Source organism: Amycolatopsis halotolerans (genome assembly GCF_042647905.1).
Classification (GTDB): domain Bacteria; phylum Actinomycetota; class Actinomycetes; order Mycobacteriales; family Pseudonocardiaceae; genus Amycolatopsis; species Amycolatopsis halotolerans.
Genome location: NZ_JBHRWI010000027.1, coordinates 50,590 through 73,436, shown reverse-complemented (window position 1 = coordinate 73,436; position 22,847 = coordinate 50,590). Strand labels below are relative to the sequence as shown.

The 22,847-nt window shown below is 69.0% G+C and carries 24 protein-coding genes; 7 read left to right on the top strand and 17 right to left on the bottom strand.

The features are described 5' to 3' along the window. Positions 1–83: 83 nt before the first annotated feature. Positions 84–752, top strand: coding sequence for a DUF998 domain-containing protein (locus ACFORO_RS22360; RefSeq protein WP_377874090.1), 669 nt, complete (start codon positions 84–86; stop codon positions 750–752). Here ACFORO_RS22360 and ACFORO_RS22355 read toward each other — a convergent pair. Together ACFORO_RS22355 and ACFORO_RS22350 are read right to left on the bottom strand one after the other, a co-directional pair. Continuing rightward, positions 749–1,384: a helix-turn-helix domain-containing protein gene (locus ACFORO_RS22355; RefSeq protein WP_354748650.1), complete on the bottom strand. Its 636-nt coding sequence runs from the start codon at positions 1,382–1,384 to the stop codon at positions 749–751. The genes ACFORO_RS22360 and ACFORO_RS22355 overlap by 4 nt on opposite strands. Next, positions 1,381–2,235 (bottom strand): hypothetical protein, encoded by an 855-nt coding sequence (locus ACFORO_RS22350; RefSeq protein ID WP_377874136.1) that lies wholly within the window; start codon positions 2,233–2,235, stop codon positions 1,381–1,383. Before ACFORO_RS22350 ends, ACFORO_RS22355 begins: the two co-directional genes overlap by 4 nt. 241 nt (positions 2,236–2,476) lie before the next feature. Here ACFORO_RS22350 and ACFORO_RS22345 point away from each other — a divergent pair, with 241 nt between their 5' ends. Further along, positions 2,477–3,277 carry a DUF2470 domain-containing protein gene (locus tag ACFORO_RS22345; protein ID WP_377874091.1) on the top strand — a complete coding sequence of 267 codons (801 nt, stop codon included), beginning with the start codon at positions 2,477–2,479 and terminating at the stop codon, positions 3,275–3,277. Positions 3,278–3,335: 58 nt separating this feature from the next. Here the strand turns inward: ACFORO_RS22345 and ACFORO_RS22340 are convergent, their stop codons facing one another. Next, entirely contained in the window at positions 3,336–3,803 is a 468-nt protein-coding gene (locus ACFORO_RS22340) for a PPOX class F420-dependent oxidoreductase (protein ID WP_377874092.1), read from the bottom strand. Between the two features lie 22 nt (positions 3,804–3,825). Between ACFORO_RS22340 and ACFORO_RS22335 the strand changes: the two genes are divergently transcribed. From ACFORO_RS22335 to ACFORO_RS22325, 3 genes are all read left to right on the top strand, one after another. Further along, positions 3,826–4,659 carry a CPBP family intramembrane glutamic endopeptidase gene (locus ACFORO_RS22335; protein WP_377874093.1) on the top strand — a complete coding sequence of 278 codons (834 nt, stop codon included), beginning with the start codon at positions 3,826–3,828 and terminating at the stop codon, positions 4,657–4,659. 61 nt (positions 4,660–4,720) lie between these two features. Continuing rightward, positions 4,721–5,917: an arginine deiminase gene (locus ACFORO_RS22330; protein WP_377874137.1), complete on the top strand. Its 1,197-nt coding sequence runs from the start codon at positions 4,721–4,723 to the stop codon at positions 5,915–5,917. Positions 5,918–6,079: 162 nt separating this feature from the next. Next, entirely contained in the window at positions 6,080–6,631 is a 552-nt protein-coding gene (locus tag ACFORO_RS22325; protein ID WP_344281950.1) for a ferritin, read from the top strand. A 68-nt stretch (positions 6,632–6,699) separates the two neighbouring features. On the opposite strand, the gene ACFORO_RS22320 is transcribed toward ACFORO_RS22325, so the two are convergent. From ACFORO_RS22320 to ACFORO_RS22300, 5 genes are all read right to left on the bottom strand, one after another. After that, positions 6,700–7,284 (bottom strand): dihydrofolate reductase family protein, encoded by a 585-nt coding sequence (locus tag ACFORO_RS22320; RefSeq protein WP_377874094.1) that lies wholly within the window; start codon positions 7,282–7,284, stop codon positions 6,700–6,702. Positions 7,285–7,380: 96 nt separating this feature from the next. Continuing rightward, entirely contained in the window at positions 7,381–8,208 is an 828-nt protein-coding gene (locus tag ACFORO_RS22315; RefSeq protein WP_354748660.1) for a hypothetical protein, read from the bottom strand. Further along, a complete protein-coding gene (locus ACFORO_RS22310; RefSeq protein ID WP_377874095.1) occupies positions 8,205–8,768 on the bottom strand; it encodes a SigE family RNA polymerase sigma factor in 564 nt (187 codons plus the stop codon). Before ACFORO_RS22310 ends, ACFORO_RS22315 begins: the two co-directional genes overlap by 4 nt. A gap of 124 nt (positions 8,769–8,892) precedes the next feature. Further along, positions 8,893–9,246 carry a DUF952 domain-containing protein gene (locus ACFORO_RS22305; RefSeq protein WP_377874096.1) on the bottom strand — a complete coding sequence of 118 codons (354 nt, stop codon included), beginning with the start codon at positions 9,244–9,246 and terminating at the stop codon, positions 8,893–8,895. Positions 9,247–9,314: 68 nt separating this feature from the next. Continuing rightward, positions 9,315–10,190 carry a DUF5926 family protein gene (locus ACFORO_RS22300; protein WP_377874097.1) on the bottom strand — a complete coding sequence of 292 codons (876 nt, stop codon included), beginning with the start codon at positions 10,188–10,190 and terminating at the stop codon, positions 9,315–9,317. 77 nt (positions 10,191–10,267) lie between these two features. On the opposite strand from ACFORO_RS22300, the gene ACFORO_RS22295 reads away from it, so the two are divergent. Continuing rightward, positions 10,268–11,422, top strand: coding sequence for a cytochrome P450 (locus ACFORO_RS22295; protein ID WP_377874098.1), 1,155 nt, complete (start codon positions 10,268–10,270; stop codon positions 11,420–11,422). 468 nt (positions 11,423–11,890) lie between these two features. Here ACFORO_RS22295 and mca read toward each other — a convergent pair whose 3' ends face one another. Further along, a complete protein-coding gene (gene mca, locus ACFORO_RS22290; protein ID WP_377874099.1) occupies positions 11,891–12,706 on the bottom strand; it encodes a mycothiol conjugate amidase Mca in 816 nt (271 codons plus the stop codon). Then, positions 12,703–14,043, bottom strand: coding sequence for an MDR family MFS transporter (locus tag ACFORO_RS22285; RefSeq protein WP_377874100.1), 1,341 nt, complete (start codon positions 14,041–14,043; stop codon positions 12,703–12,705). The genes mca and ACFORO_RS22285 overlap by 4 nt, the downstream gene beginning before the upstream one ends. Positions 14,044–14,144: 101 nt before the next feature. Here ACFORO_RS22285 and ACFORO_RS22280 point away from each other — a divergent pair, with 101 nt between their 5' ends. Further along, positions 14,145–14,747: a TetR/AcrR family transcriptional regulator gene (locus tag ACFORO_RS22280; protein ID WP_377874101.1), complete on the top strand. Its 603-nt coding sequence runs from the start codon at positions 14,145–14,147 to the stop codon at positions 14,745–14,747. On the opposite strand, the gene ACFORO_RS22275 is transcribed toward ACFORO_RS22280, so the two are convergent. The 7 genes from ACFORO_RS22275 to ACFORO_RS22245 all read right to left on the bottom strand — a co-directional run bounded on the left by ACFORO_RS22275 (position 14,744) and on the right by ACFORO_RS22245 (position 22,241). Further along, entirely contained in the window at positions 14,744–15,625 is an 882-nt protein-coding gene (locus tag ACFORO_RS22275) for a DUF4328 domain-containing protein (RefSeq protein WP_377874138.1), read from the bottom strand. The genes ACFORO_RS22280 and ACFORO_RS22275 overlap by 4 nt on opposite strands. 750 nt (positions 15,626–16,375) lie before the next feature. Further along, a complete protein-coding gene (locus ACFORO_RS22270; protein ID WP_377874102.1) occupies positions 16,376–16,732 on the bottom strand; it encodes a rhodanese-like domain-containing protein in 357 nt (118 codons plus the stop codon). Positions 16,733–16,776: 44 nt separating this feature from the next. Beyond that, on the bottom strand, positions 16,777–18,567 hold the full coding sequence (locus tag ACFORO_RS22265) for a sodium/solute symporter (RefSeq protein WP_377874103.1): 1,791 nt from the start codon (positions 18,565–18,567) through the stop codon (positions 16,777–16,779). 70 nt (positions 18,568–18,637) lie between these two features. Next, positions 18,638–19,147 (bottom strand): hypothetical protein, encoded by a 510-nt coding sequence (locus tag ACFORO_RS22260; protein ID WP_354748680.1) that lies wholly within the window; start codon positions 19,145–19,147, stop codon positions 18,638–18,640. Positions 19,148–19,153: 6 nt separating this feature from the next. After that, entirely contained in the window at positions 19,154–19,987 is an 834-nt protein-coding gene (locus ACFORO_RS22255; RefSeq protein WP_344281992.1) for a LytR/AlgR family response regulator transcription factor, read from the bottom strand. An 85-nt stretch (positions 19,988–20,072) separates the two neighbouring features. Further along, positions 20,073–20,918: a S49 family peptidase gene (locus tag ACFORO_RS22250; protein WP_377874104.1), complete on the bottom strand. Its 846-nt coding sequence runs from the start codon at positions 20,916–20,918 to the stop codon at positions 20,073–20,075. Positions 20,919–20,936: 18 nt separating this feature from the next. Continuing rightward, on the bottom strand, positions 20,937–22,241 hold the full coding sequence (locus ACFORO_RS22245) for a sensor histidine kinase (RefSeq protein WP_377874105.1): 1,305 nt from the start codon (positions 22,239–22,241) through the stop codon (positions 20,937–20,939). Positions 22,242–22,847 lie beyond the last annotated feature (606 nt).

Here is a 22,847-nt window from a genome sequence, read left to right as displayed (position 1 = left end):
TAACCTCTTCGGAACCCCCGAACGAGGACCAGGTGAACCCCCGGTGACGCCATGGCCTCCGCCATGACCGCCGAGGAGCGCCCGTGCCGACCACCTCACGCGCCGCCGTTTCACCGGTGTCGCCGGTCCACGGCAGGCTCGCGCTGGTCGGCATCGGGGCGGCCGTGCTCATCGCGACGGACCTGCACCTGCGGCTCTCCGCGCAAATCAGCCCGATCTGGCAGACGCTCTCGGAGTACGTCTACGGCAGGCTCGGCGACCACTCCGCCGCGCGGCTGTTCACCGTCATGTGCCTGGCCCTCGCGCTGGGTTCGCTGGCGTTGCTGGCCGGGCTCGTCAAGGCTCGCCGTTCGCCCGCGGTCGTCCTCCTGCTCGGCGTCTGGTGCGCCGGCCTCACGATCTGCGCGACGGTCCCCGTCGACCCCAACGGTGAAGCCCGTTCCTTCGACGGTCAGCTGCACAACGCCGCCGCACTCACCGCGTTCCTCGCGCTCCCCACTGCCGCCTGGCTGCTGACCCGACGCGGCGGTCGCGCCTGCCCGTGGGAGCCGCGCCGCACGACCATCCGCTGGCTGGCCGCCGCGAGTTTCGCCAGCGTGGCGGTGGTGCTGGGCGGCTTCGTCTTCACCCTCATCACCGGACCCGCGCAGCAGGAAGTGACGCTCGGGCTGTTCGAGCGGCTGTTGTTCACGGTCGATCTGGCGCTGCTGCTGACGATGGTCCGCCCGCTCGTCGCCGCGTCCCGCCGCTAGGTCCGCAGCACCTCGGCCAGCTTCAAAGCCGCCGCTACCGCCAGCGGCCCGACCTCGTCCGAAGCCAACGGCTCCAGCGAAATCACCCCGACGCTCGCCCGCAGCCCAGGCACCCCGCGCACCGGCGCGGCAACCCCCGAAGCACCCGCCTCGATCTCGCCCGTCGAAACGACCCACTTGTCAGTGCCGCCGGGCCGCAATGCCATCGCCCGCCCGGCCGCACCGGCAGCGAGCGCGTGGCTGCTGCCGACCCGGTAAGCCACGTGATAACTCGTCCACGACGGCTCGACCACCGCGACCGCCTGCGCGTGATCGCCCTGCGCGACCGTCAGATGCGCCGTAGCGCCGACCTTCTCGGCCAGCTCACGCAACACCGGCCGCGCGGCCTCGCGCAGCTGTGGCAGCACCTGACCGGCCAGCCGCAGCACTCCGACGCCGAGCCGCACCTTCGTGCCGTCTCGCCAGATCAGGCCGCGTTCGGCCAACGGGACCAGCAGCCGGTACACCGCCGCGCGGCTCGCACCGATGGTCACCGCGAGCTCGGAGATGGTCGCCGCCTGCTCACCCGAATCGGCCACTGCCTGCAGCAGCGCCAGACCTCGGTCGAGGGTCAGCGACCCCTCCGTGCTCACAACAGCTCGAGTTCACCCAGGTCAGCCACCGGCTCGTCGAAGGACGCCGCCGCGTACGACCCGAAGAGCTCCCGCACCGCCTTGGCGGCCGGCTCCGGCAATGCGCGCGCCTCGTCGGCGAGGGCCTTGCCGTCGGTCGACTCCAGCGCTTCGCGGACGTCGCCGCCGGAGAGGCAGCGCGCCGACGCGACGAGCAGGTTCAGGAAGCCGTGATGCGTGAAGCCGGTCTCCGCGTCGACATGCCGGACCGCGCGGTGCAGACTGTTCGTCGCCTTGAACGACGCCCCCGGCGAGCCGCTGACCACGGACAGGAAGTCGGCGACCTCGTCGACGCTGGGGAAGTTCTCCCCCGCCTTGCCGCCGCAGCGGATCTTCGGCCAGCTGCCGTGCTCGATCACGTTGCGGACGCCGTCCAGCCAGCCGACGCCGCGGCGCGGTTCGACGACGCGGATGACGTCCTCGGGCACGAACTCCGAGACGCGTTCGAGCCACACCTCGTCGACGTCGGACGGGGCGGGCATCTCCACCATCCGCAGCGACAGCAGTTCGCTGCGCGATTCGACGATCGAGATCGCCTTCGGAACGCCGCCGAGCCCGGTGTCGATGATCAGCGACAGCGGCAGCGGCTCCTTGGGTTTGATCTTGATCAGCTCGGTGATCAGCTCGGGCAGCCGCGAGCCCTGGCACAGGAAAACCCCGAGTACCCCGGCGTGTTTCCCGCCGCGCGATGCGAAGTGCGCGCGAAGCGCCTCCGGCATCGCGACGTCCGCGGGCGGGAAGAGCGCCGAGTCGTCGACGAGCCGCGCGAACAGGGGAGGAATTCCACGGGGGCCGGGGGGCGTGAGTTCCACAGCGCTTGACACGACTGACACGCTAGTAGCGTACGGCAATAGGACAAAATCGTTCGCTCAGCGGACGCGTTCCGAGGCCCTCTCGATGACGGATCAACCGGCCCCCTCGACCGAATCCGCCCGGCCCCGCCGTTCTGCCGATCCCCTGACCAGCACTTTCCCGCCCCGTGGGTGATCTTCGCTCGCGCTCTTCCCTTGGCGCGGCAATTCAGGTTAGGCTCACCTAAGTAGGAGGTGAGCCGTGACCGAGGCACCCGTATCCGTGCGCCGCCCGCCCGCGCCGAACCCCGCCGAACGCGCCAAGACGATCGCGACCCGAGGCGGCCCGGCGACGATCATGCCGACCGTCGAAAGCGCCGGCTGCGAAGCCGAACGCGTAGAGCCAGTCCTGCATCACGTGCACCACAGCGGAAGCGTCAGCATTCTTCTGCCGGACGAGCACCCGATGGTGTGCGCGTCCCGGCAGGCTCAACGCGGCGAGCTCGCCGTCATGGTCGAGCTCGCCGACCACGCCCCGGTGGCGCTGCGGGAACCGGTCCGCGGCCTGCTGTGGATCACCGGATGGCTCCGGCCGCTGACGGCGGTGTCGGCCCGCGCCCGTGCGGTGTCGATCGCCGAGCAGCGGCCGGACCACCGGCTCCTCGACGTCGGCCACGGCCTCACGCTGCTCCGGCTGACCCCGGCGTCGCTGGTCCTGGCCGACGCGGAGGGCACGCATTCCCTGCGGCCGCACATGTTCAGCGCGGCCCCGCCGGACCCGTTCCACGACTACGAGGCCGACTGGCTGCGGCACCTGGAAAGCGACCATCCGGACGTGGTGGAGCAGCTGGCCCGGCACCTGCCCGCGAACCTGCGCGGCGGCCGGATCCGCCCGCTCGGACTCGACCGGTACGGCCTGCGCCTGCGCGTCGAATCGGCGGCGGGCGACCACGACGTCCGCCTCGCGTTCTCCCGGACGGTCGACAGCCCGCCGCAGCTGGCGGCGGAACTGCGGCGGCTGCTCGGCTGCCCGTTCCTCCGCCACCAGCACGGCGAAGCGTGACTGGTCGTGAAGGACTCCTTGAGGGAATCTGATTCCCCCAAGGAGTCCTTCACGGACCTCAGTCGTCCGCCAGCTCCGGAGGGAAGCCGCCGGTCGCGATCGGGCCCCAGCGTTCGATCGTGATCCGGATCAGGCTCTTGCCCTGTTTGCGCATCGCCTCGCGGTACTCGTCCCAGTTCGGGTGCTCGCCGGAGATGCTGCGGAAGTAGTCGACCAGCGGCTCGACCGAATCCGGCAGGTCGATCACCTCCGCGGTTCCGTCGACCTGCACCCACGGGCCGTTCCACTCGTCCGACAGCACGCACACCGACACCTGGGGGTTGCGCCGGAGGTTCACCGCCTTCGCGCGCTTCGGATACGTCGCGATGACGATCCGGCCCTCGTCGTCGACGCCGCACGTGTTCGGGGACAGCTGCGGCCGTCCGTCGGCGCGGGCGGTCACCAGGATCGCGTGGTGCCGCTGCTTGAGGAACGCGACCAGCTCGGCGCGCTCGACCTTCGTGTTGGTGGCGATAGTCCTCGGCATACCCCGACGGTAGCGTGCGTTCATGCGCACCACAGAGCGTTCCGGAGGGCCATCGGGCCTGCGATCGTGGCTCAATCCGGCACTTCCGGCGTTCCCGGCTCCGATCACCGACGCCCGCGAGCGGCGCGGCATCAAGATCGAGCTGGTCCTCGTCTTCGGCATCACCCTCGGGCTGTCCGGTGCGCGCAGTCTGCTGTCCCTTGTGGACTCTCTGCTGCGCCCGACCCCGTTGGCACAGCAGCAAGTCCAGCTCAACGTCCCGCGCGCCGCCGCGAGCTTGCTGGACCTGCTCCAGCAGCTGCTGAGCGCCGCGCAGCTGATCGGCTGGGGCGGGCTCGGGCTGTACCTGCTGTGGCGGGCCGGGCTGAAACTGCGGGAAATCGGGCTGAGCCGCCGCATCCGCTCCGACGCGCTCGTCACCGTCGGAATCGCCGCGCTGATCGGCATTCCCGGGCTCGCGCTGTACTTCATCTCGTATCACCTCGGCTTCAGCCTCGCGGTGCAACCGTCCACTTTGGGCGACACCTGGTGGCGGCCGATCGCGCTGACGCTTTCGGCGTTCGGCAACGCTTTCGCCGAGGAAGTGCTCGTGATCGGCTACCTTCTCACGCGGCTGCGCCAGCTCGGCGTGCGCGAGAACGCGTCGCTGTTCGGCGCGGCGGTACTTCGCGGTTCCTACCACCTTTACCAAGGGTTCGGCGGTTTCGTCGGCAACCTCGTGATGGGGCTGGTGTTCGGCCGCGTGTGGCAGCGGACCAACCGGCTGTGGCCGCTCATCGCCGCGCATACTTTGTTCGATGTGGTGTCCTTCGTCGGCTATTCGTTGCTGAAAGGCCGTCTTTCCTGGCTCCCGTGATGCCCGCTCATTAGGCTCGCACTTCGTGAGCGAGACGAGCGAGATGACCGCACCTCCCAGGGTGGACAGCGAAGTCGGGCCGCTGCGGGCAGTCCTGTTGCACCGGCCGGGAAACGAGCTGAAACGGCTCACCCCCCGCAACAACGACAAGCTCCTTTTCGACTCCATCCCGTGGGTGAGCCGCGCGCAGCAGGAACACGACGCCTTCGCCGACGTCCTGCGCGGCCGCGGCGTCGAAGTGCTGCTGCTGGCCGACGTTCTCCGCACCGCGCTGGAAGACCAGCGCGCGCACGCCGCCGGCGTCCACGCCGCGGTGGACGACCGGCGTCTCGGCAACGACCTCGCGGATTCGCTCAGGTCGCACCTGACGAGCGTCGACGCGCCCGCGCTCGCCGAGGTCCTGATGGCGGGCATGACGTTCGAGGAGCTGCCGTCCGCCGAGGGCGCGTCGCTGGTGCGGATGATGCACAACCCGCGCGACTTCGCCGTCGACCCGTTGCCCAACCTGCTCTTCACCCGCGATTCGTCGGCGTGGGTCGGCGACCGCGTCGCGATCTCGTCGCTGACCATGCCCGCGCGGCGGCGGGAAACGGCGCTGCTCGACCTGATTTACGCCTACCATCCGCGATTCCGCCACGCCGCCCGCGCTTACGGCGCGCATTCCGCGCCGATCGAAGGCGGTGACGTGATGCTGCTGGCCCCCGGTGTCGTCGCGATCGGCGTCGGCGAACGCACGACCCCGGCCGGCGCCGAATCGCTCGCCCGTTCCGTATTCGCCGACGGACTCGCGCATACCGTCGTCGCGGTGCCGATCGAACAATCGCGCGCGACGATGCATCTCGACACCGTATGCACGATGGTCGATGTCGACGCCGTCGTGATGTATCCGCTCGCGCGCGATTCCCTTACCGCGTTCACCATCAAGCCGACTGGCGACGGCGGCGTGAAAGTCGCCGGCCCGACGCCATTCCTCGAAGCCGCCGCGGAGGCGATGGAGATCGACCGGCTGCGGGTGATCGACACCGGCCTCGATCCGGTCACCGCGGAGCGCGAGCAGTGGGACGACGGCAACAACACGCTGGCCTTGGCCCCGGGCGTGGTCGTGGGGTACGAACGAAACGCGGAGACCAACGAACGGCTCACCGCGGCGGGCATCGAGGTGCTGCCGATCACCGGGTCCGAGCTGGGCTCCGGGCGCGGCGGCCCGCGCTGCATGTCGTGCCCGGTGCGCCGTGATCCCCCGCCGAAGCGGCACTGACCCCTGGACGGGCGAAGTTAGCCTTTCCTTAATAAGGGCAAACATATTAAGGGAAGGCTAACCAAAATAAGTGTTTCCTTCTTGAGGAATGGTAACCCTAATAGGGTGGAGATCACCAGCCAAAAGTGGAAAACAATCGGACATTGACGTACCGTGATGGACATGGCCGCTACGAAGAAAGAACCGCGCTCTAAGTTCTACGAACTGCTGCAGGCGCAGATCCACAACGAGTTCAACGCCTCCCAGCAGTACATCGCGCTCGCGGTCTGGTTCGACAACGAGGACCTTCCGCAGCTCGCGAAGCACTTCTACAAGCAGTCCGTCGAGGAGCGCAATCACGCGATGGCGCTCGTCCAGTACATGCTCGACCGGGACCACCACGTCGAGATCCCCGGCACCGGCCAGGTCCGCAACGACTTCTCCGCCCCGCTCGAGCTGATCGAGCTCGCACTGGAGCAGGAGAAGGAGGTCGCCGCCGACATCTCCGCGCTCGCGAAGGCCGCCCGGGCCGAGGAGGACTACATCAGCGAGCAGTTCACCCAGTGGTTCCTCAAGGAGCAGGTCGAGGAGATCTCCCAGATGTCGACGCTGGTCACGGTCGCGCGCCGCGCGGGTGACAACGTCTACGAGATCGAGAAGTTCCTGCACCGCGAGGCCGTCGGCGACGCCGGCGCGGACGCCGGGATGCCCCCGGTCGCGGGTGGCGCGCTGTAACGCTCGAGCACGTCCGGAAGCCCGGTTGTCCCCATTGTGGACAACCGGGCTTCCCCCTGTGGATAACTTCAGCGCCGCTCGTAGTGCGCGATGAGCACGCCGGTGGTGGTCGCGACGCTTCCGGTGAGCGTGAACTTGGTCAGCGGCGCGGGTCCCTCGAACAGCCGCGCGCCCTTGCCGAGCGTCAGCGGATGGATCAGCAACGTGTAGGTGTCGACCAGTCCGGCGGCGTGCAGCGAGCGCACGAGCGAAACGCTGCCGATGATTGCGAGATCCTTGCCGGGCAAGGCTTTCAGCTCAGCCACAGTCTCCACCGCCGAGCCGCGCAGCAGCACCGAGTTCTGCCAGGCACCGGCGTTGTCGAGGGTGGTGGAGACGACGTACTTCGTGGCCGCGTTCAGGTGCGAGGTGAACACGTTCCCGTCCGTGCGCGGGCCCCACGCGGTGGCGAAGTCCTCCCAGGTGCGCCGGCCGAACACCATGTCCCCAGGCCGGTCCATGCCTTTCCCCATCTCGCGCGCCAGAACGTCGTCGCCGTAGCCGTTGCCCCAGCCGCCCAGGTCGAACCCGTCCTGGGTGTCCTCATCGCCGCGACCGGGGCCTTGCACGACGCCGTCAAGGGTGGTGCTCAGGATGACGCTGATCGAACGCATCGGGAATGTCCTTCCGCTCTCCGCGGACCGCGAACCGGCCCGTCACCCGCTACACGAGCGGCGGGCGGCCAGATCGACATCGGCCCGGCGGAATTTTCAGCCGGCGCAGTCCTGCGTCTTCGCGCGGACCTCGATGGCCTGGACAGCCCCGTCCGAGTTCAGCGTGAAGTGATACGCGCCCTGGTCGCCGGTCGGCGACACGAGCGCGCTCCCCGACTCCGACGTGCCCGGATAGGTCGACGTGACCTGGTCCTTCGGCGTCCCGTCGCCTACGCCTTCCGGGGTGTGCGCGGCACCGTCGGGCTTCACCGCGACCACACCGTTGTCCTGCGACACGACAGCTGTCGCGGCGGGAACGCCAGCGCCGCTGACGTCGTAGTACGTGCAGCCAGCCGACTCTTTGACCGCCGTGAGCGTCATGCCCTGGCCCGTGAGCTGCTGCTCGGTCATGCCGAGCTTCACCGCGCCGAGGCCGTCCGCGGTCACCAACGCTCCGGAAGCGGCCTTCGTCGGCGTCGTCTGCGGCGGTGCCGATTTCGTGTGGTGCGGATGCGCGGGCGGCACCGGCGGTTCGGCCGTACCGTGCTCAGACGATTCGACCGGCGCTTGCACCTGCGTCGATTCGGCGCTCGAAGACGGCTCGGGTACCGAAGAAGGCACCGTGGGCCGGGTCGACGCGACCTGCTGCGCGGCGAAGTCAGTTGCCGCTGGCGGCGTGCGCAACTGCAGCACCACCAGCCCGGCCGACGCGACCGCGAGCACGCACGCCGCACCAGCCGCCGACGTCAGGACGCGCTGTCTGCGCCGCCGCCGGCGCGCGCCCGCCACGATGACCGACGCGGCGTCCTCGGTTGGTGCGACGGCCAGCCGGTCGTCGGCGAGGAGGGCGCGGAGGCGCTGTTCCAGATCCTCGGACTCGCTCACCCCGCGTCACCTCCTTCCTGGTTCTTCAGTTTCGCCCGCAAGGACGCGATGGCCTTGCTCGCTTGGCTTTTCACCGTCCCCTGGCTGATGTCCAGCGCCTTGGCGATTTCCACCTCGGACAGTCCTTCGTAGTACCGCAACACCATCACCGTGCGCTGCCGCGGCGGGAGGTCGCGCAGCGCCTGCCACAGCGGCTCGTGCTCGAACGGATCCTTCGGCGCGCTCGGGCTGGTCTCCGGCAGGTCCGCGACGAGGTTCTCCCGCCGCGTCCGGCGCCAGCGGCTGACGTGCGCGTTCGCCATCGAACGCCGTACGTAGGCCAGTGGGTCGCCGGTCTTCTGCTGCACGTACGACCAGCGTGCGCCCATCTTTTCGAGCACGGTCTGGACGAGGTCCGCGGCGTCGTGCGGGTTGCCGGTGAGCACGTGGCCGTAGCGGAGCAGGCCGGGCAGGGCCTCGCGGACGAAGTCGCCGAAGTCCGCGGTGGTGTTGACGGCTTCCGCCTGCGGCCCGGCCCACGGCGGATCTCCGCTCGCGAGGGGCAATGCGGCTGCTGTCACCGTATCGCCCCCTCCCCGGATGACCGCGTCGAGCGACGGTTCCTCGTCATCCCCACCACGCATGAGCGCCCCCCGGGGTTGTCCCGTCTCCGTCGCTACTTTCCGTAGCTGTGGACAACTGAGGTCAGCGCACGGAAAGCGACTCGGGCAGCTTCAAGGCACCGCCGGAGTCAGTGGGGAAATCGTGTACCGAGACCACAGCGTTTCGCGGGATCGGGCCGTAGATGTGCGGGAACTGGATTCCGCGCGGGTCCGGCGGCGCGCCGTCCTCCCAGCGGACGGGCGCGTCGACCAGCTTGGGGTCGATTTCCAGCAGCACCAGACCGGGCTGGCCGCGGAAAAGCGCGTTGGCGGGCAGCGCGACGGTGCCCGGGTCCGAGCAGTGGATGAATCCGGCGTCTTCGAGCGACGGCGCCCGGTATTCGCCGCCTTCGGGCACGGCGGCCCACTCGTCGCGGGTGCAGATGTGGAGGATCACGCTGTGATCGTCCCATCGACTTACCCACATGTGGACAACTCAGGTCGAGTTGTCCACATGTGGATATGTCAGCGGATGGTGAGCTGCCGCCCGATCAGCCCGTCGCGGGCGCGCCGCTCGGTGGCGTTGAGCGCCTCGGAGTCGAGCGACTTGAGCGCCTCGTCCAGCCGGGCGCCGAGCTGGTCCTTGGGCTCGGCCCACTCCCGGGCGTGCGCCTCGGGGTCGAGGTCCCACACCGGGACGAGCAGGCCGTGCGCGCGGAACGAACCGGCGTAGCGGGTGCCCTCGCCGAGCCCGAGCGTGCCGGCCGCAGACAGCCGCGCAAGCGCTTGCAGCAGCAGGTTCTCCGGTTCCGGGCGGACCCAGCGCAGGTGCGCCTTCTCGCCGGCGAGCACCCAGTACGCGCCGGAGCCGAGCCGGTCGGTGGGCATGATCGCGGCGTTGGCGCGCTCGAGGGACACCGCGACGTCGCCGGTCGCGTCCGCGTCCTCGGGCAGCCACCAGGCGAAGTCGGTGTGGAGGTCGACCTGCAGCTCCGCACTCGGCACGAGCAGGTCCTGGAGCCGGTTGTGCTCGTCCGGGTCGGTGGGCGACGTCGTGTCCGGCACCGACAGCACGTCGCCCGGTTCGGCGTCGAGCAGCCAGCGAAGCGCGCGGCCGAGGTCGCGGCTGATGTCGGAAGACCGCGTCTGCACCTGGAGGCCGAGGAATCGCTCGCCGTCCGAACGCACGAACGCCGCGGCGGCCATGGGCAGCACCGTGCCGAGCGTGACGTCGCCGCCGTCGGCGAGCGTGAGCTTCGCCGTGGCCGACGGGACGAACTCGCGCAACGCGATCAGCTCCGGCTCCGCCGCCAGACCCTCGAACGGCTGCCCGACGAAGACGTCGCGCACCTTCGGCTTGCGGTCCGGCTTGGGACCCTTCTTACGCGCGCCTTTACCCATTTCAGCCTCCTCGCGAACTCAAGGTCAGACGCTATCGAAGCGACCGGGTGCGCGGGCTCGCGGGTTAGAGTCTGCTCGTGTTCGACCCTCGCGATCCCGCCTTCCTCGCCGACCCGTATCCCGCGTTCGCCGCGCTGCGCGCCGAAGGCGAGGTGCACCAGCACGACGGCCTCGGCATCGCGATCACGGTTTCGCACGCCGCGTCCGCCGCTGTCCTCCGGCACCGCGGGCTCGGCCGAATCTGGACCGACGCACAGCCGCTGGAACGGTTCGCTTCGTTCAACCTGCTGCACCGCAACTCGTTGCTGGAGAACGAACCGCCCGCGCACAGCCGTCTGCGCCGCGTTATCGCGGGCGAGTTCGGCCGGGGTCACGTGCAACGGCTGCGCCCGATGGTCGCGGAACTCGCGGAGTCCATGGTGGACACTCTGGCCGCGAAAATCGCCGCCGACGGCAGCGCGGACCTGCTGGAGCACCTGGCGCAACCGTTGCCGGTCGCGGTAATCGCGGAGCTGCTAGGCGTCCCGACCTCGGACGGCTCGCAGCTGGTGACGTGGAGCAACGCCATCGTGAAGATGTACGAATACGGCCTTTCCGAGGATGGCCGCGACGCCGCCGAGCAAGCCGCCGCCGATTTCGTGGCCTACCTGCGCGACGTCGTCGCCGACTCCCCGCGCGGGATCGTCCGTGACCTGACCGCGAGCGAACTGACCCCTGACGAGGTCGTCGCCACCGCCGTCCTGCTCCTGATGGCGGGCCACGAGGCGACGGTGAACGTGATCGGCAATGGGGTGACCGCGTTGTTGACCCACCGCACGGAATGGGAGCGGCTGAGGTCCGACCCAACGTTACTCGACTCGGCTGTGGAAGAACTGATCCGCTTCGACTCGCCGTTGCAGCTGTTCGAGCGCACGGCGACTGAGGATGTGGAAATCGCCGGTCACCGGGTGGAGAAAGGCTCGAAGATCGGGGCGCTGCTGGGTGCCGCGGCGCGCGATCCGAAGGTGTTCGATGCCCCGGACACCCTCGATGTGGGCCGGTCGCCGAACGCCCACCTCGGGTTCGGGATGGGGATCCACTATTGCGTCGGGGCACCGCTGGCCCGGGTAGAAATCGCGGCGGCGTTGACGGCACTGACCAAGCGACTTCCGGAGTTGCGGCTGGCAGCGGTGCCGGAACGGCGGCCGGAGTTCGTGATCCGGGGGCTGCGGAGTTTGCCGGTGACTGCCTGAACTGCCCCGGGTTCGGGTGGTGAGTGCTGGATAATCGGATGGCGGCGGGCCGGAATCCGCTTCCCGAGCAGCACCGCTCACCACAAACCCGACCAGCACGCCTGCCGCCACGACGCGCTGCGCCCACCGAAGACGCCTTCAGGTCGCACCGGCCAGGCGAGACCCGCTTCCCAGCAGCGCAGGCACGCGAACCGCGAACGGACCAGCACGCCAACTCAACGCGCCACCTCTTTCGTCGGGCTGGCACCGGCCGCCGAATTCCCCGCCAGCTCAGTCACGCGAGCTGCGAACGGACCAGCACACCAACCCAACACCACCCGCCACCTCTTTCCTCGAACAGGCACCGGCCGCCAAGTTCCCCGCCAGCGCAGCCACGCGAACCGCGAACGGACCAGCACACCAACCCAACACCACCCGCCACCTCTTTCCTCGAACAGGCACCGGCCGCCGAATTCCCCGCCAGCGCACTCACCGCAAACCCGCGAACAGGTCGTCCTCCAGTCCGGTGCCGATCTCGACGTGACCGTTCGTGCGGGCCAGGTGGTAGTCCTCCCAGGGCCAGGCCTTGCGCTCGATCTCGCGCGAGTGCGCGAAAAACGGGTGCGCCGGATCCATCTGCGTGGCGTGCGCGCGCAACGCGGCATCCCGGGTCGCGAAGTGTTCTTCGCAGCGGATTCGGGTGGTCACGGTGAGCACGTCGGTCGGCGGGAGTTCTTCCAGGACCGGGCCCATCATCGACTCTTGGCCAGCGGCGAGGGTCGCCTCGTGCATGGCTTCGAACCAGGATCGGCTGAGGCTGGCCAGGTAGTAGAGCTTGCGCGGGGCGCCGTCGTCGGACTCGTCGAACGCGGCGGTCGTGACCTCGTGCGTGCGGATGTGGTCGGGGTGTGGATAACCGCCGGTTTCGTCGTAGGTGACCACTACCTGTGGACGGAATTCCCGCATCAGGTCCAGCAGCGGTTTTGTCGCTTCAGCTAGGGGGATCTCGGCGAAGCTTCCGGCGGGAGAAGGTTCCGTCAGGCCTGAGTCCTCGTGCCCCAGGAACGTTTGGCGGATGCCGAGAACCCTTGCCGCATCAGCCATTTCTCGGCGGCGGATGGCGGGTAAGTCCCGTCGGACGTCTTCTCGGTTCAAAGTTGGGTTGAGTACATCGCCGCGTTCGCCGCCGGTGCAGGTGGCTACTAGGACGTCTACGCCTTCGCGCGCGTAGCGGGCTAGGGTCGCGGCGCCTTTGCTTGATTCGTCATCAGGGTGGGCATGCACGGCCAGGAGTCGCAGCGTCATGCGCGGGTTCCTTTCGGGAAGAAGAGAGCGGGGATAAAGCTCAGCAGGGAGAGGCCTAGTGCCCAGGTGAAAGTGGTACCGAAGGCGGCGGGACCTGGTGGTTGCGCATGCAGGACGGCTACCAAAAGCGCCGTGCCCAGCGAGCCGCCGATCCGGTTGACGACGTTGATCGCGCTCGCCGCTCGGGGGATTTGGCTGCGTTCCAGCGAGGTGTACAACATCGTCATGCCGGGGGTGGTCGTCGCGCCTAGGCCGAACCCTCGGATCAGCAGCGAAACTGTCAACAGGGTCGGGCTTGGGGAATCGCCGAGTTGGGTGAAGGCGATGGTGCCTACCAGAGACAGTGCGATGCCAGTGAGCATTACTGTCCGGGAGCCGAAGCGGTCCAAAAGCTTTCCGCCCGCGATGAGGACGACGGCGGAGCCTAGGGCCTGCGGCGCTAGCAAGAGTCCGGCGGCGAGGGCGGACGTGTGCTGGATTTGTTGGTAGTAAAGCGGAAGCAGCAACATCGAGCTGTACAGCGACGCGCCCAGCAAGAAGGTGCTCGCGCTCGCGACAGTGAAAGCCTTGTGCGCGAACAACCTCAGATCCAGCAGCGGCGCTGGAACACGACGGGCGTGCCAGGCGTAGGCGATGAGCAGTACGGCACCGGCGATGGCGAAGGTGGTGGAGCCTTCGCCTAGGCCGTAGCCGAGTGCGCCGAGTCCTGGCGGGAGCAACAGCAGGCCGCGGACGTCCAGTGGGTCGCGCGCGCCGGTCGGTTTCTCGCGCGGCAGCACTCGGACGGCGAGCAGCAAGGTGGCGACGCCGAACGGGACGATCCCGAAGAACAGCCAGCGCCAGCCAAGATCCTGGACGAGCGCGCCGCCGAGCATCGGGCCCAGCACGGGCGCGACGGTGGCGGGCAACGTGACGACGCCGATCATCCGGCCCAGCCGAGGACCGGCTGCCTGCGCGAAAATCGCCTGGCCGACTGGTTGCATGAGACCGCCGCCGAGGCCGTGCAGCACGCGGAACGCGATCAGCGCCGGTGCGGACCAGGCGAAACCGCACAGCACCGTGCCCACCGTGAACAGCCCGACGGCCACGATCCACACCTGGCGGCCGCCGAATCGGTCGGCGAGCCAGCCGGACAACGGGATGGTGAGCGAGGCGGCCAGCAGGTACGCGCTCGCCACCCACTGCACGGTCGGCAGCGAACTGTCCAGGTCACGCGCCATCACGCCGATCCCGACCGACACGATCGTCGCGTCGAGGATCGACAGCACGGCGCCCAGGATCAGCACCCCGCCGAGCCTGCGAAGACCGGAATCGGAGACCGGAAGCCGCGTGGTCATCGAGTCAGGTCACCTCCTTCATTAGGTCGGACCTGAGATTAGGTCGAACCTAGTGAATGGGTCAAGCACAATTTTAGGTCGGACCTAGTACAGTGGCCGGGGTGAGCCTCAGGGAGCAGAAGAAGCTGGAGACCCGGCAGACGATCTCGGCGGTGGCGACGCGGCTGTTCATCCGGCGCGGGTTCGACCAGGTGACGATCGCCGAGGTCGCGGAGGCGGCACGCGTCGCCAAGATGACCGTGACGAATCACTTCAGCCGGAAGGAAGACCTGGTCTTCGACATCCGGACGGATTTCGTGGACTGGCCCGCGGACCTGGTCCGGGCCGATCCGGCGACGCCGGCGCTGGACGCCGTGCGGGACGGGTTCTTCGCGGAGCTGGACAAGACGAGCGCGCTGCTCGGGTTCGCGGACGTGTCTTTCGTGCGGATGGTGCGGCAGAGCGAACGCCTCACGTCCGCGCTCCGGGACATGCACGCCGACCGGGAAACCCAGCTCGTCGCCGCGCTGCTCGACCGGCATCCGGACCGCGAAATGCTGTCGCGGACGGCCGGGGCGCACCTCACGTCTGTGCTGCGCCTTCTTCTCGACGACGTCTGGCAGCTGACCTGGCAGGACGTCAATCCGGACGATCTGGTGGAGCAGATCCGGAACTCGGCGGCGGTCGCGTTCGGTCAGCTGGAACCGGCGCTCGGCGACCTTTAACGCGCGGCGCCGACCGGCCGCGCGGTCCGCAGCTCCGGCTCCGGCGCGCCCTCGATCTTGAGCACGCGAAGGTCGCGCAGCCGTTCCGGGGCGATCGGCATCAGCAGATGCGAGAACCGCCGGATCACCAGCGCGGTGACGATCGCGAGCGAGGCCGCGGCGAGGTCGGTGAGCGCGACCAGCAGGACGCTGTCCGCCATCGCCTGCACGCCCGGCCGGATGCGCCAGATGATCGTGACGACCAGCAGCACCCAGTTCGCCAGCCACGTGCCCCACCAGCCGAGCACGAGCCGCGACGGCTTCGGCCGCGCGTCGCGGGGACGGCGGAGCACGGCGTGCTCCAGTTCGCTGACCACGGACAACGCGAGCGGCAGGTTCACGATCGGCACCAGCACGCTCACGAGCACCTGCCAGACCGGCCGCGGCGGCGCTTCGCCGGCTTCGTCAGCGGCGGCTTGCCGGGCGACCAGCAGCCACCAGACCGAGAGCCCCGCTGGCAGCAGCGAAAAGATCGTGGTGAGCAGCCCGGCGAGCATCACGAAAGCATCGGAGAACCCGACGACGCTGGTGTTCAGCGCGGAATCGCGGCTTTCGACGAGGAGCGCGTATCGCCAGATCTCCGCCACCGCCGCGATCACCGCGAGGACGGCGAACGTCCAGAGGATCGTCGTGAGGCTCCGCGCGAGCACCGGAATCCGGTCGATCGAGCGGACCTCGCCGGACGCGGTGCCGGGCACGTTTGTCGGACGGCGCCAGGTGAGATTCGGGAAACCCCATCGCGGCGGCACCGGATAGGACGGCGGCCCGGAGTAGGGCGTCGCGGGCACGGCGCGGCGACGGCGGACGGCACTCGGCGGCGGAGAGGCGACCCAGCGCAGTTTGGCCGCTCGCTTCGGCTGGGTCGGCTGCGGCTGTTGCTGAGCCGGTCGGTGCACCGCGCCTTGCGGGGCGGCTGTGAACGGGCGCGCGTACCCCGGGTGCTGCTGATACGCCTGCGCCGGGTACTGCGGATGCGCGGGGTACTGCGGCTGGTACGGATTGGCGAACTGCTGGCCGGGATGCGCGGGCCCGGCTGGCGGCTGCGCCCAGTGGCCGGGGTGCGGAGGCATGCCCGGCTGCGCGGCACCGCCGGGATACGGCTGCGCGCCGGATTGCGGCGGCGGGCCCGGCTGGGCAAAGCCAGTGGGCTGCGCATTCGCACTGCCGGGCTGAGCGGCATACGACTGCGCAGAGCCAGTCGGCCCGGCACTCACGCCGCCGGGCTGAGCGGGATACGACACCGCAGGGCCAGCATTCACGCCACCAGGCTGAGCCGGATATGACTGCGCGGCGAACTGCTCGCGCCCAGTCGGCCCCGCGTCCACGCCGCCGGTCTGGCCAGGCTGAGGCTGCGAAGCCGAGCCAGCCGACCCGGAACCAGGCCCATTCCCCTGCGGCGGTCCGGCATGACCCGCGCCAGAACCCGGCTGCCCGTAAACCGCCCCCGGAGAACCGCCAGCGTCAACCGGCGAACCGGAACCCGGCCGGGAACCGTCCCCAGCGTCCCCTTCGTCGCGGCCGAAGCCAGGAACTAACGACGCCGGATCCGAGGATTCCGGCGGCTCGGGAACAGACTGGGCAGGCATCCGTCAGAGAACCTCGGGTTCAGAGTCAGGGTTTTCGCTCACCATGCGGCGGCCTTCGCGGGCCCAGGCTCCCATTCCGCCCGCGACGTTGACCGCGTCCCAGCCGCTGGCGTTCAGCCAGGCCGCGGCGCGCGCCGAGCGGCCGCCGGAGCGGCAGATGACGTAGACCGGGTTGTCCTCGGGGAATTCGGAGAGTTCGCCGACTCGCGCGGGCAGTTCGCCGAGCGGGATGTGCACCGCGGCGGGGGCGTGCCCGGCGGCCCACTCGTCGTCCTCGCGGACGTCGAGCAGTGCGACGTCCGCGGGAAGGTCGCGGACTTCAGCGGTCGGAATTTCAGCGGGGCTCACCACAGGTTCCATGCTCCCATGTCATGACGTTGTACGCGTGTGAGGAACGCTAACCGCTATCCCTTGCGGTGTCGTCCCCGGCTGGCGCGCAGCTTCTCGTCGGCCTGGCCGAAGCGGGCGACCGCGCGGTCGCGCATCAGGCCGAGCGGGTCGGGGGCGTGCAGGCGCAGCATGATGTCGTTCGCCAGTTCCGGACGGCCGGACCGGGTCAGCCTGCTCACCACGTAGGTCGCCAGGAACGCCGCGGGCACCGAGATCAGCGCGGGCTGCACGGTGTACCACGGCATCTTGTCTCCGGTGTACTCGCACACGATGTTGTACGCCAGCGCGCCGAGCACCAGCCCGCCGCCGACGACCATCCCGGCCAGCGCGCCCGGCCAGCTGAGCTTGCGCCACCAGATGCCGAGCAGCAGCAGCGGGCTGAACGTGGACGCGGCGAGTGCGAACGTCATCCCGATCGACAGCGAGACGTCCTCGGTGCGGAAGATCAGCGTGAGCGCCATCGGGCACACCGCGACCAGCAGCGTCGCGACCCGGAAGTCCTTGACCCGGCCCGGCAGCAGGTCCGTCGACACCACCCCGGCCACGCTCACCAGCAGCCCCGAGCAACTCGACAGGAACGCCGCGAACGCGCCCGCCGCCGTCACAGCGGCGAGGATCTGTCCTGGCCAGCCTGGCAACACCGCAGTCGGCAGCAGCAGCACGGCGGCGTCGGTGTTGCCGGTGAGCAGCAACTGTGGCACGTACATCCGCGAGAGCACGCCCAGCATCGTCGGGAACAGATAGAACAGCCCGAGCAGCAACAGCACGTGCACGGTCGTGCGGCGCGCGGCCTTGCCGTCAGGGTTGGTGTAGAAGCGGACCAGCACGTGCGGCAGGCCCATGGTGCCGAGGAACAGCGCGAAAATCAGCGAGTACGTCTGCAGCAGGTCGCTGATGCCGCTCGACGCCGGATGCAGCCACGCGTCGTTCGTCGTGGGCGCGTCGCTCACGATCGGCACCGGCGTGCCCGCGGCGAATTCCAGCGTCGTCCCCGAGGACACCTTGTGCGATACGAGCGGCGACCAGCGCGCCATCCCGGCCGCGGGACCGCCGTCGATGTGGCCGTGTGCGTAGAAGTACGTCTCGGTGGTGACCTTCACGGTCACGTCGGTTTGCACCGTCACCGTGGTTTCCGAAGGGAACACCGGAGGCGCGGGCGCACCGAGCGCACGAAAGCCGCCCGGGCCGCCGCCGGAGAAGAAAACCATGCACAGCACGAAAGTCGGCACGGCGATCGCGAACAGCTTGAGCCAGTACTGGAACGCCTGCACCACGGTGATCGCGCGCATTCCGCCGGCCATCACGTTGACCGCGACCAGGACGATGACCACGAGCGCACCGACCCATGCCGGTACCGGAACGATCTGCGCGAGCGTCAAACCGGCGGCCTGCAGCTGCGGGACCATGTAGAGGATCCCGATGAACACCGCGCCCGCGGTCGCGAACCGGCGCAGGCCGATCGAACCGAGCCGAGCTTCCACGAAGTCGGGCAGCGTGTACGCGCCGGACCGGCGCAGCGGCGCGGCGACGAACAGCATCAGCGCGAGATACCCGGCGGTGAAGCCGATCGGATACCAGGTCGCGTCGGCACCCTGTTTGAGCACCATGCCCGCGACGCCGAGGAATGACGCCGCCGACAGGTATTCGCCGGAGATCGCCGCGGCGTTGCGGCTGGACCGCACCGTGCGGCGGGCGACGAGGAAATCGTGCGTGCTGGTGGCACCGCGCGACGAACGGAAGCCAAGGTAGAACGTCGCGAAGGCGACCAGCGCCAAGCCGGTCAACGTCCACGGGGTCAGCTGCACGGCGTGAATCCTCGCACGACCACACGGTTTAACGACGCGCCGCCACCAGGGCGCGCATCCCCCGCGCGGGTCAGTTCTCGATCATGTCGACGAAGTCGCGTTCATGCCGCTCGGCGAGCCGGTTGTACCAGAGGCCGACGGCGAAGAGGAACGGGAACGGAAGCAGGCCGAGCACGAGCCACGGGATCGGGATGCCGATCACGGTGAACCGTGCGACCGCCGGGAGGAAATAGAACAACGCGGGCAGCATCCCGAGCACGACCAGGACAAGCACGGCCAGCCACACCGACGTCCGCAGCTGCACCTTCACCAGGTCGCGGACCAGCAGTTTTCCCCAGCTGGTCTGTTCCTCCAGCTCGATCCGCCCGCGCATCCGCCCGGACGACTGCCGCGAATCGGCAAGCACCACGCGTTCCCGTTTCGGCCGCACGTGCGCGGGTTCGCTGGTGCGCGGAGCCGGTTCGGGAGCAGGCGGCACCGGTTCGACCACCGCGCGGTCCTCCGGCCGCACGCCCAGCGTCGGGTCCGGTTTGCGGACTCCGTTCTCGAGCCGGTGGTAAGGGTCTTCAGGCGAGGACATCGACGGCTAGCCGCCCCGGCCGGAACCGACGATGCGGTCCTTCAGCGCCCGGGTGTGCCGCCTGCTGACCGGCAGGACTTTCTCCTCGTTGCCGATCACGACCTGGTAGCCGCCCTGGCCCATCCGCATTTCGGTGATCAGCGGCAGCGCGACCAGGAACGACCGGTGGATCCGCACGAATCCGGCCTTCTCCCAGCGTTCCTCCAGCTGCGCGAGCGGGATCCGGACCAGGTGGCTGCCCTCGGTGGTGAACAGCCGCGCGTAGTCGCCCTGGGCCTCGACCCAGCGGACCGACGAACGCGGGATCAGCTTCGTGGTGCCGGCGAGTTCGACCGGGATGACCTCGTCGTCGTTCTTCACCGGCTCGGCACCGCCCTGGCCCGCGGGCGGACCCGCGACCGTGGCCAGTTTCTCGCGCACGCGCGCGACCGACCGGTCGAGCCGGTCCTGCTGGAACGGCTTCAGGACGTAGTCGACCGCGCCGAGGTCGAACGCGTTCACCGCTTCCTCGGCGTGCCCGGTGACGAACACCAGAACCGGCGACGGGTTCATCGCCGCGATCACGCGCGACATCTCCATCCCGGACAGGCCGGGCATGTCGATGTCGGCGAACACGGCGTCGACCGTCGGCAGGCCGGTTGCCCGCCGGGCAGCCAGTTCCGGGTCGTCGTGCGAGAACAGCCGCAGCGCGTCGGAGGCGTCCGAGGCCTGGAAAACGCGGTGGATGTGCGGGTTGTTCTGGAGTCCGTGGCTGAGTTCGTCCAGCCCGGCCAGCTCGTCGTCCACGGCAAGGACGATGAGTTTCCGGGTGTCGTCGTGAGCACTCACAGTGAGACGCATCCTGCCGATTGCGAGGTGCATTGTCCAGACCCCAGCCGAGAGAGCCGCTTGTGAGTGGCGTACCGGAGTCGCCGCTCACCAGCTGTCACAGCCCGAAACGCGACCACGCCGCCTTCGTGGTGACCGCGTCCAGCAGCGCGCTCGCCGCCGCCGGAGCCCCGATCCCGAGCCGCGCGAGCAGCGGTTTCTTGGGCTCGGCCACGGAAATCTCCGCGCCGGGGTACCGCTTGTTGACGATCTCGCGCAGCGAACCGACTCCGTCCACCAGGCCGAGATCGACAGCTTTCTGCCCGAGCCAGACGTCCCCGGTGAACAGATCGGCGGAATCGGTCAGCCGGTCGCCGCGGCGTTCCTTGACCCATTCGACGAACAGTTCGTGCAGCTGGCTGTGCATGTTCTTCAGCCACTCGACGTCCTCGGGCTTCTCCGGGCTGAACGGGTCGAGCCGCGATTTGTTCGCTCCCGCGGTGTGCAGCCTGCGCTCGATGCCGAAGCGTTCGAGCAGCCCGGTGAACCCGAACCCGCCGCTGATGACGCCGATCGAACCGACCATGGACGTCCGGTGCGCGTAGATCTCGTCCGCCGCGCAGGCGAGCCAGTAGCCGCCGGACGCGGCGACGTCCTCGGCGAAGGCCAGGACAGGCACGCCCTTCTCGTCGGCCAACTGCCGGATCCGCTCCGCGACGAGGCCGGACTGCGTCGGCGCGCCGCCAGGCGAGTTGATCTGCAGCGCGACCGCCTTGAGCCGGTCGTGCGCGAACGCCCTGGTGAGCGCGGATTCGACGGTGCCGAGGTTGATCGCGCCGCGGGCCAGCGGCGACGGCGTCGGCGTGATCACGCCGTGCAGCTTCACGACGGCGACCACGTCCTTGCGGTCCCCCCGGTCGCCGAGCACGGGAAGGCGGGAAGTCAGCTTGTCGGTCACGCTCATCTGCCCAGGCTAACCAGTTCAGTGCGCGGGCAGCATTCCCGAACGCGAGCCGTGCACTCCGTCGGGTTCCGGTTCGGGCTCGACCGGCGCGGGCGGCTGCTGCGGGACGTCGGCGGAGTAGTCCGGCATGTTCGGCCGCACGCCGAGCTTGAACTTCGGCACCCGCAACGCGACCTTCATCCCCGCACCCGGCGCGGTTTCGACGGTGAGCGCGTAATCCTCGCCAAACACTTGTCGCATCCGCTGGTTGATGTTGCCGAGCCCGACGTGCGCGCCAGTGCGGTGCGCGTTCCGCAGATCGGTGAGCTGCCGCGGATCCATGCCGATGCCGTCGTCCTCGACCGTGATCAGCGCTTCGTGCCCGTCGTCCCGCGCGATCACCGTGACGCAGCCGCCGCTCGGCTTGCTGGCCAGGCCGTGCTTGACGGCGTTTTCCACCAGCGGCTGGATGATCAGGAACGGCACCACGACGCTCAGCACCTCGGGCGCGATCTTCATCCGCACCTCGAGCCTGCCGCCGAAACGAGCGTTTTCGATGGTCAGGTACCGGTCGATGTTGCGCAGTTCCTCGGCGAGCGTGGTGTACATGCCGGACGTGCGGAACGAATAGCGAGTGAAGTCCGCGAAGTCCTGAAGCAGTTCGCGCGCTTCCTCCGGATCGGTGCGGATGAGCGCGGAGATCGTGTTGAGCGCGTTGTACACGAAGTGCGGCGAGATTTGCGCGCGCAGGGCTTTGATTTCCGCCTGCTGCAACTGATTGCGCGACTCCTCCAGCCGCGCGAGCTCGAACTGCGTGCAGACGAATTGGCCCACGGCTTCAGCCATCTGCACCAGCTTGCCGCGCGTACGCCCGACCACGATCAGCGTCGCCTCGGCCTCGCCCTCAACGAGAATGGGAACGATGGCGGCGGTCTTCATCTTGCAAGTGCCCCGGTGATTGCAGGGCATCTTGTTGTGATCAGCGACGGCGCGACGATGCTTGCGCAACGCGGTGCCAATGTCCTCGACGACGTCCAGATAGTGGTCGGTGGCCTCGCCCGCCCAGGACAGCAGGGTGCCTTCACTGTCCGTGATACCGACGGCGAGACAGTCGAGCACCTCGAGAAGCTCCGCCGTCATCCGGTTGGCGGCCTCCTCGTCGAGCCCCGCCCGGAGGTTGGGCGTGGCCTTGGACATCCGGTGGACGGCCTGCAAAACGGCGTCCTGGATGACGCCCTTGGGCCGGCGCGCCCGGAAGGCGAGGACCAGCACCAGGATCACCAGGATGCAGACCAGGGCCCACGGGACGACCAGCGCATAGGGGAAGTCGGACACGACGTCCATGCTCTGCGCTCGACCGACCGGGTGCAAGGTCTGCTTCCCACTTTCTGTCCAGTAGCGACGCCGAGAGTGGCCAAACCCTACCGTCACTCCCGGTGAGCGCGAGGATCTTGCGCCATTCGAGTGGTGGCGGTGGCCGTCGGTCGCCGAAGAGTGGAGTGAAGGGACCCTTCATGACTACGGATCGTTAGGGATGAGGGGTCCCTTCATTGCTTGCTAGTGCGGATGAGGGTTCTTGGGTTGGCGCCGCGCACTGGCCGCCCGCTTGCGAGGCCAACCTGGTGAAGACCTGCCGGGACTCGGCAGCGCACCGTGCGGGGGCTTCACGGTGCGGGGGCTTCACGGTGCGTGGGAGGGGATTGATTTGCCCGCCCCCTGCTCACCCCGTGCGTTCCCCCGGCGAAACCGGCGGGCGGGCTTTTCCCCGCCAGCCAGCGGAGTCGTGAGGGGACCCCTGAGGGACTCTGACTCCCCATGCCGGGAACTTAAGCCCGCGTGAGCTCGGCCCGCCGACCGTCCACAAAGGACGCCACCAGCACCGGAATGCCCGATTTGCCGCCATGTGGCCGTGCCTGAAAGTCCGTGAAGGCCAGAGAGGGGAACCTCGCG

Bases quoted from the DNA above. Each gene is read 5' to 3' on its own strand.
- ACFORO_RS22340 (WP_377874092.1), bottom strand. From the start codon at position 3,803: ATGCCGAGGACTATCGCCACCAACACGAAGGTCGAGCGCGCCGAGCTG.
- ACFORO_RS22335 (WP_377874093.1), top strand. From the start codon at position 3,826: ATGCGCACCACAGAGCGTTCCGGAGGGCCATCGGGCCTGCGATCGTGG.
- ACFORO_RS22325 (WP_344281950.1), top strand. From the start codon at position 6,080: ATGGCCGCTACGAAGAAAGAACCGCGCTCTAAGTTCTACGAACTGCTG.
- ACFORO_RS22320 (WP_377874094.1), bottom strand. From the start codon at position 7,284: ATGCGTTCGATCAGCGTCATCCTGAGCACCACCCTTGACGGCGTCGTG.
- ACFORO_RS22300 (WP_377874097.1), bottom strand. From the start codon at position 10,190: ATGGGTAAAGGCGCGCGTAAGAAGGGTCCCAAGCCGGACCGCAAGCCG.
- mca (WP_377874099.1), bottom strand. From the start codon at position 12,706: ATGACGCTGCGACTCCTGGCCGTGCATGCCCACCCTGATGACGAATCA.
- ACFORO_RS22285 (WP_377874100.1), bottom strand. From the start codon at position 14,043: ATGACCACGCGGCTTCCGGTCTCCGATTCCGGTCTTCGCAGGCTCGGC.
- ACFORO_RS22270 (WP_377874102.1), bottom strand. From the start codon at position 16,732: ATGGAACCTGTGGTGAGCCCCGCTGAAATTCCGACCGCTGAAGTCCGC.
- ACFORO_RS22260 (WP_354748680.1), bottom strand. From the start codon at position 19,147: ATGTCCTCGCCTGAAGACCCTTACCACCGGCTCGAGAACGGAGTCCGC.
- ACFORO_RS22255 (WP_344281992.1), bottom strand. From the start codon at position 19,987: ATGCGTCTCACTGTGAGTGCTCACGACGACACCCGGAAACTCATCGTC.
- ACFORO_RS22250 (WP_377874104.1), bottom strand. From the start codon at position 20,918: ATGAGCGTGACCGACAAGCTGACTTCCCGCCTTCCCGTGCTCGGCGAC.
- ACFORO_RS22245 (WP_377874105.1), bottom strand. From the start codon at position 22,241: ATGGACGTCGTGTCCGACTTCCCCTATGCGCTGGTCGTCCCGTGGGCC.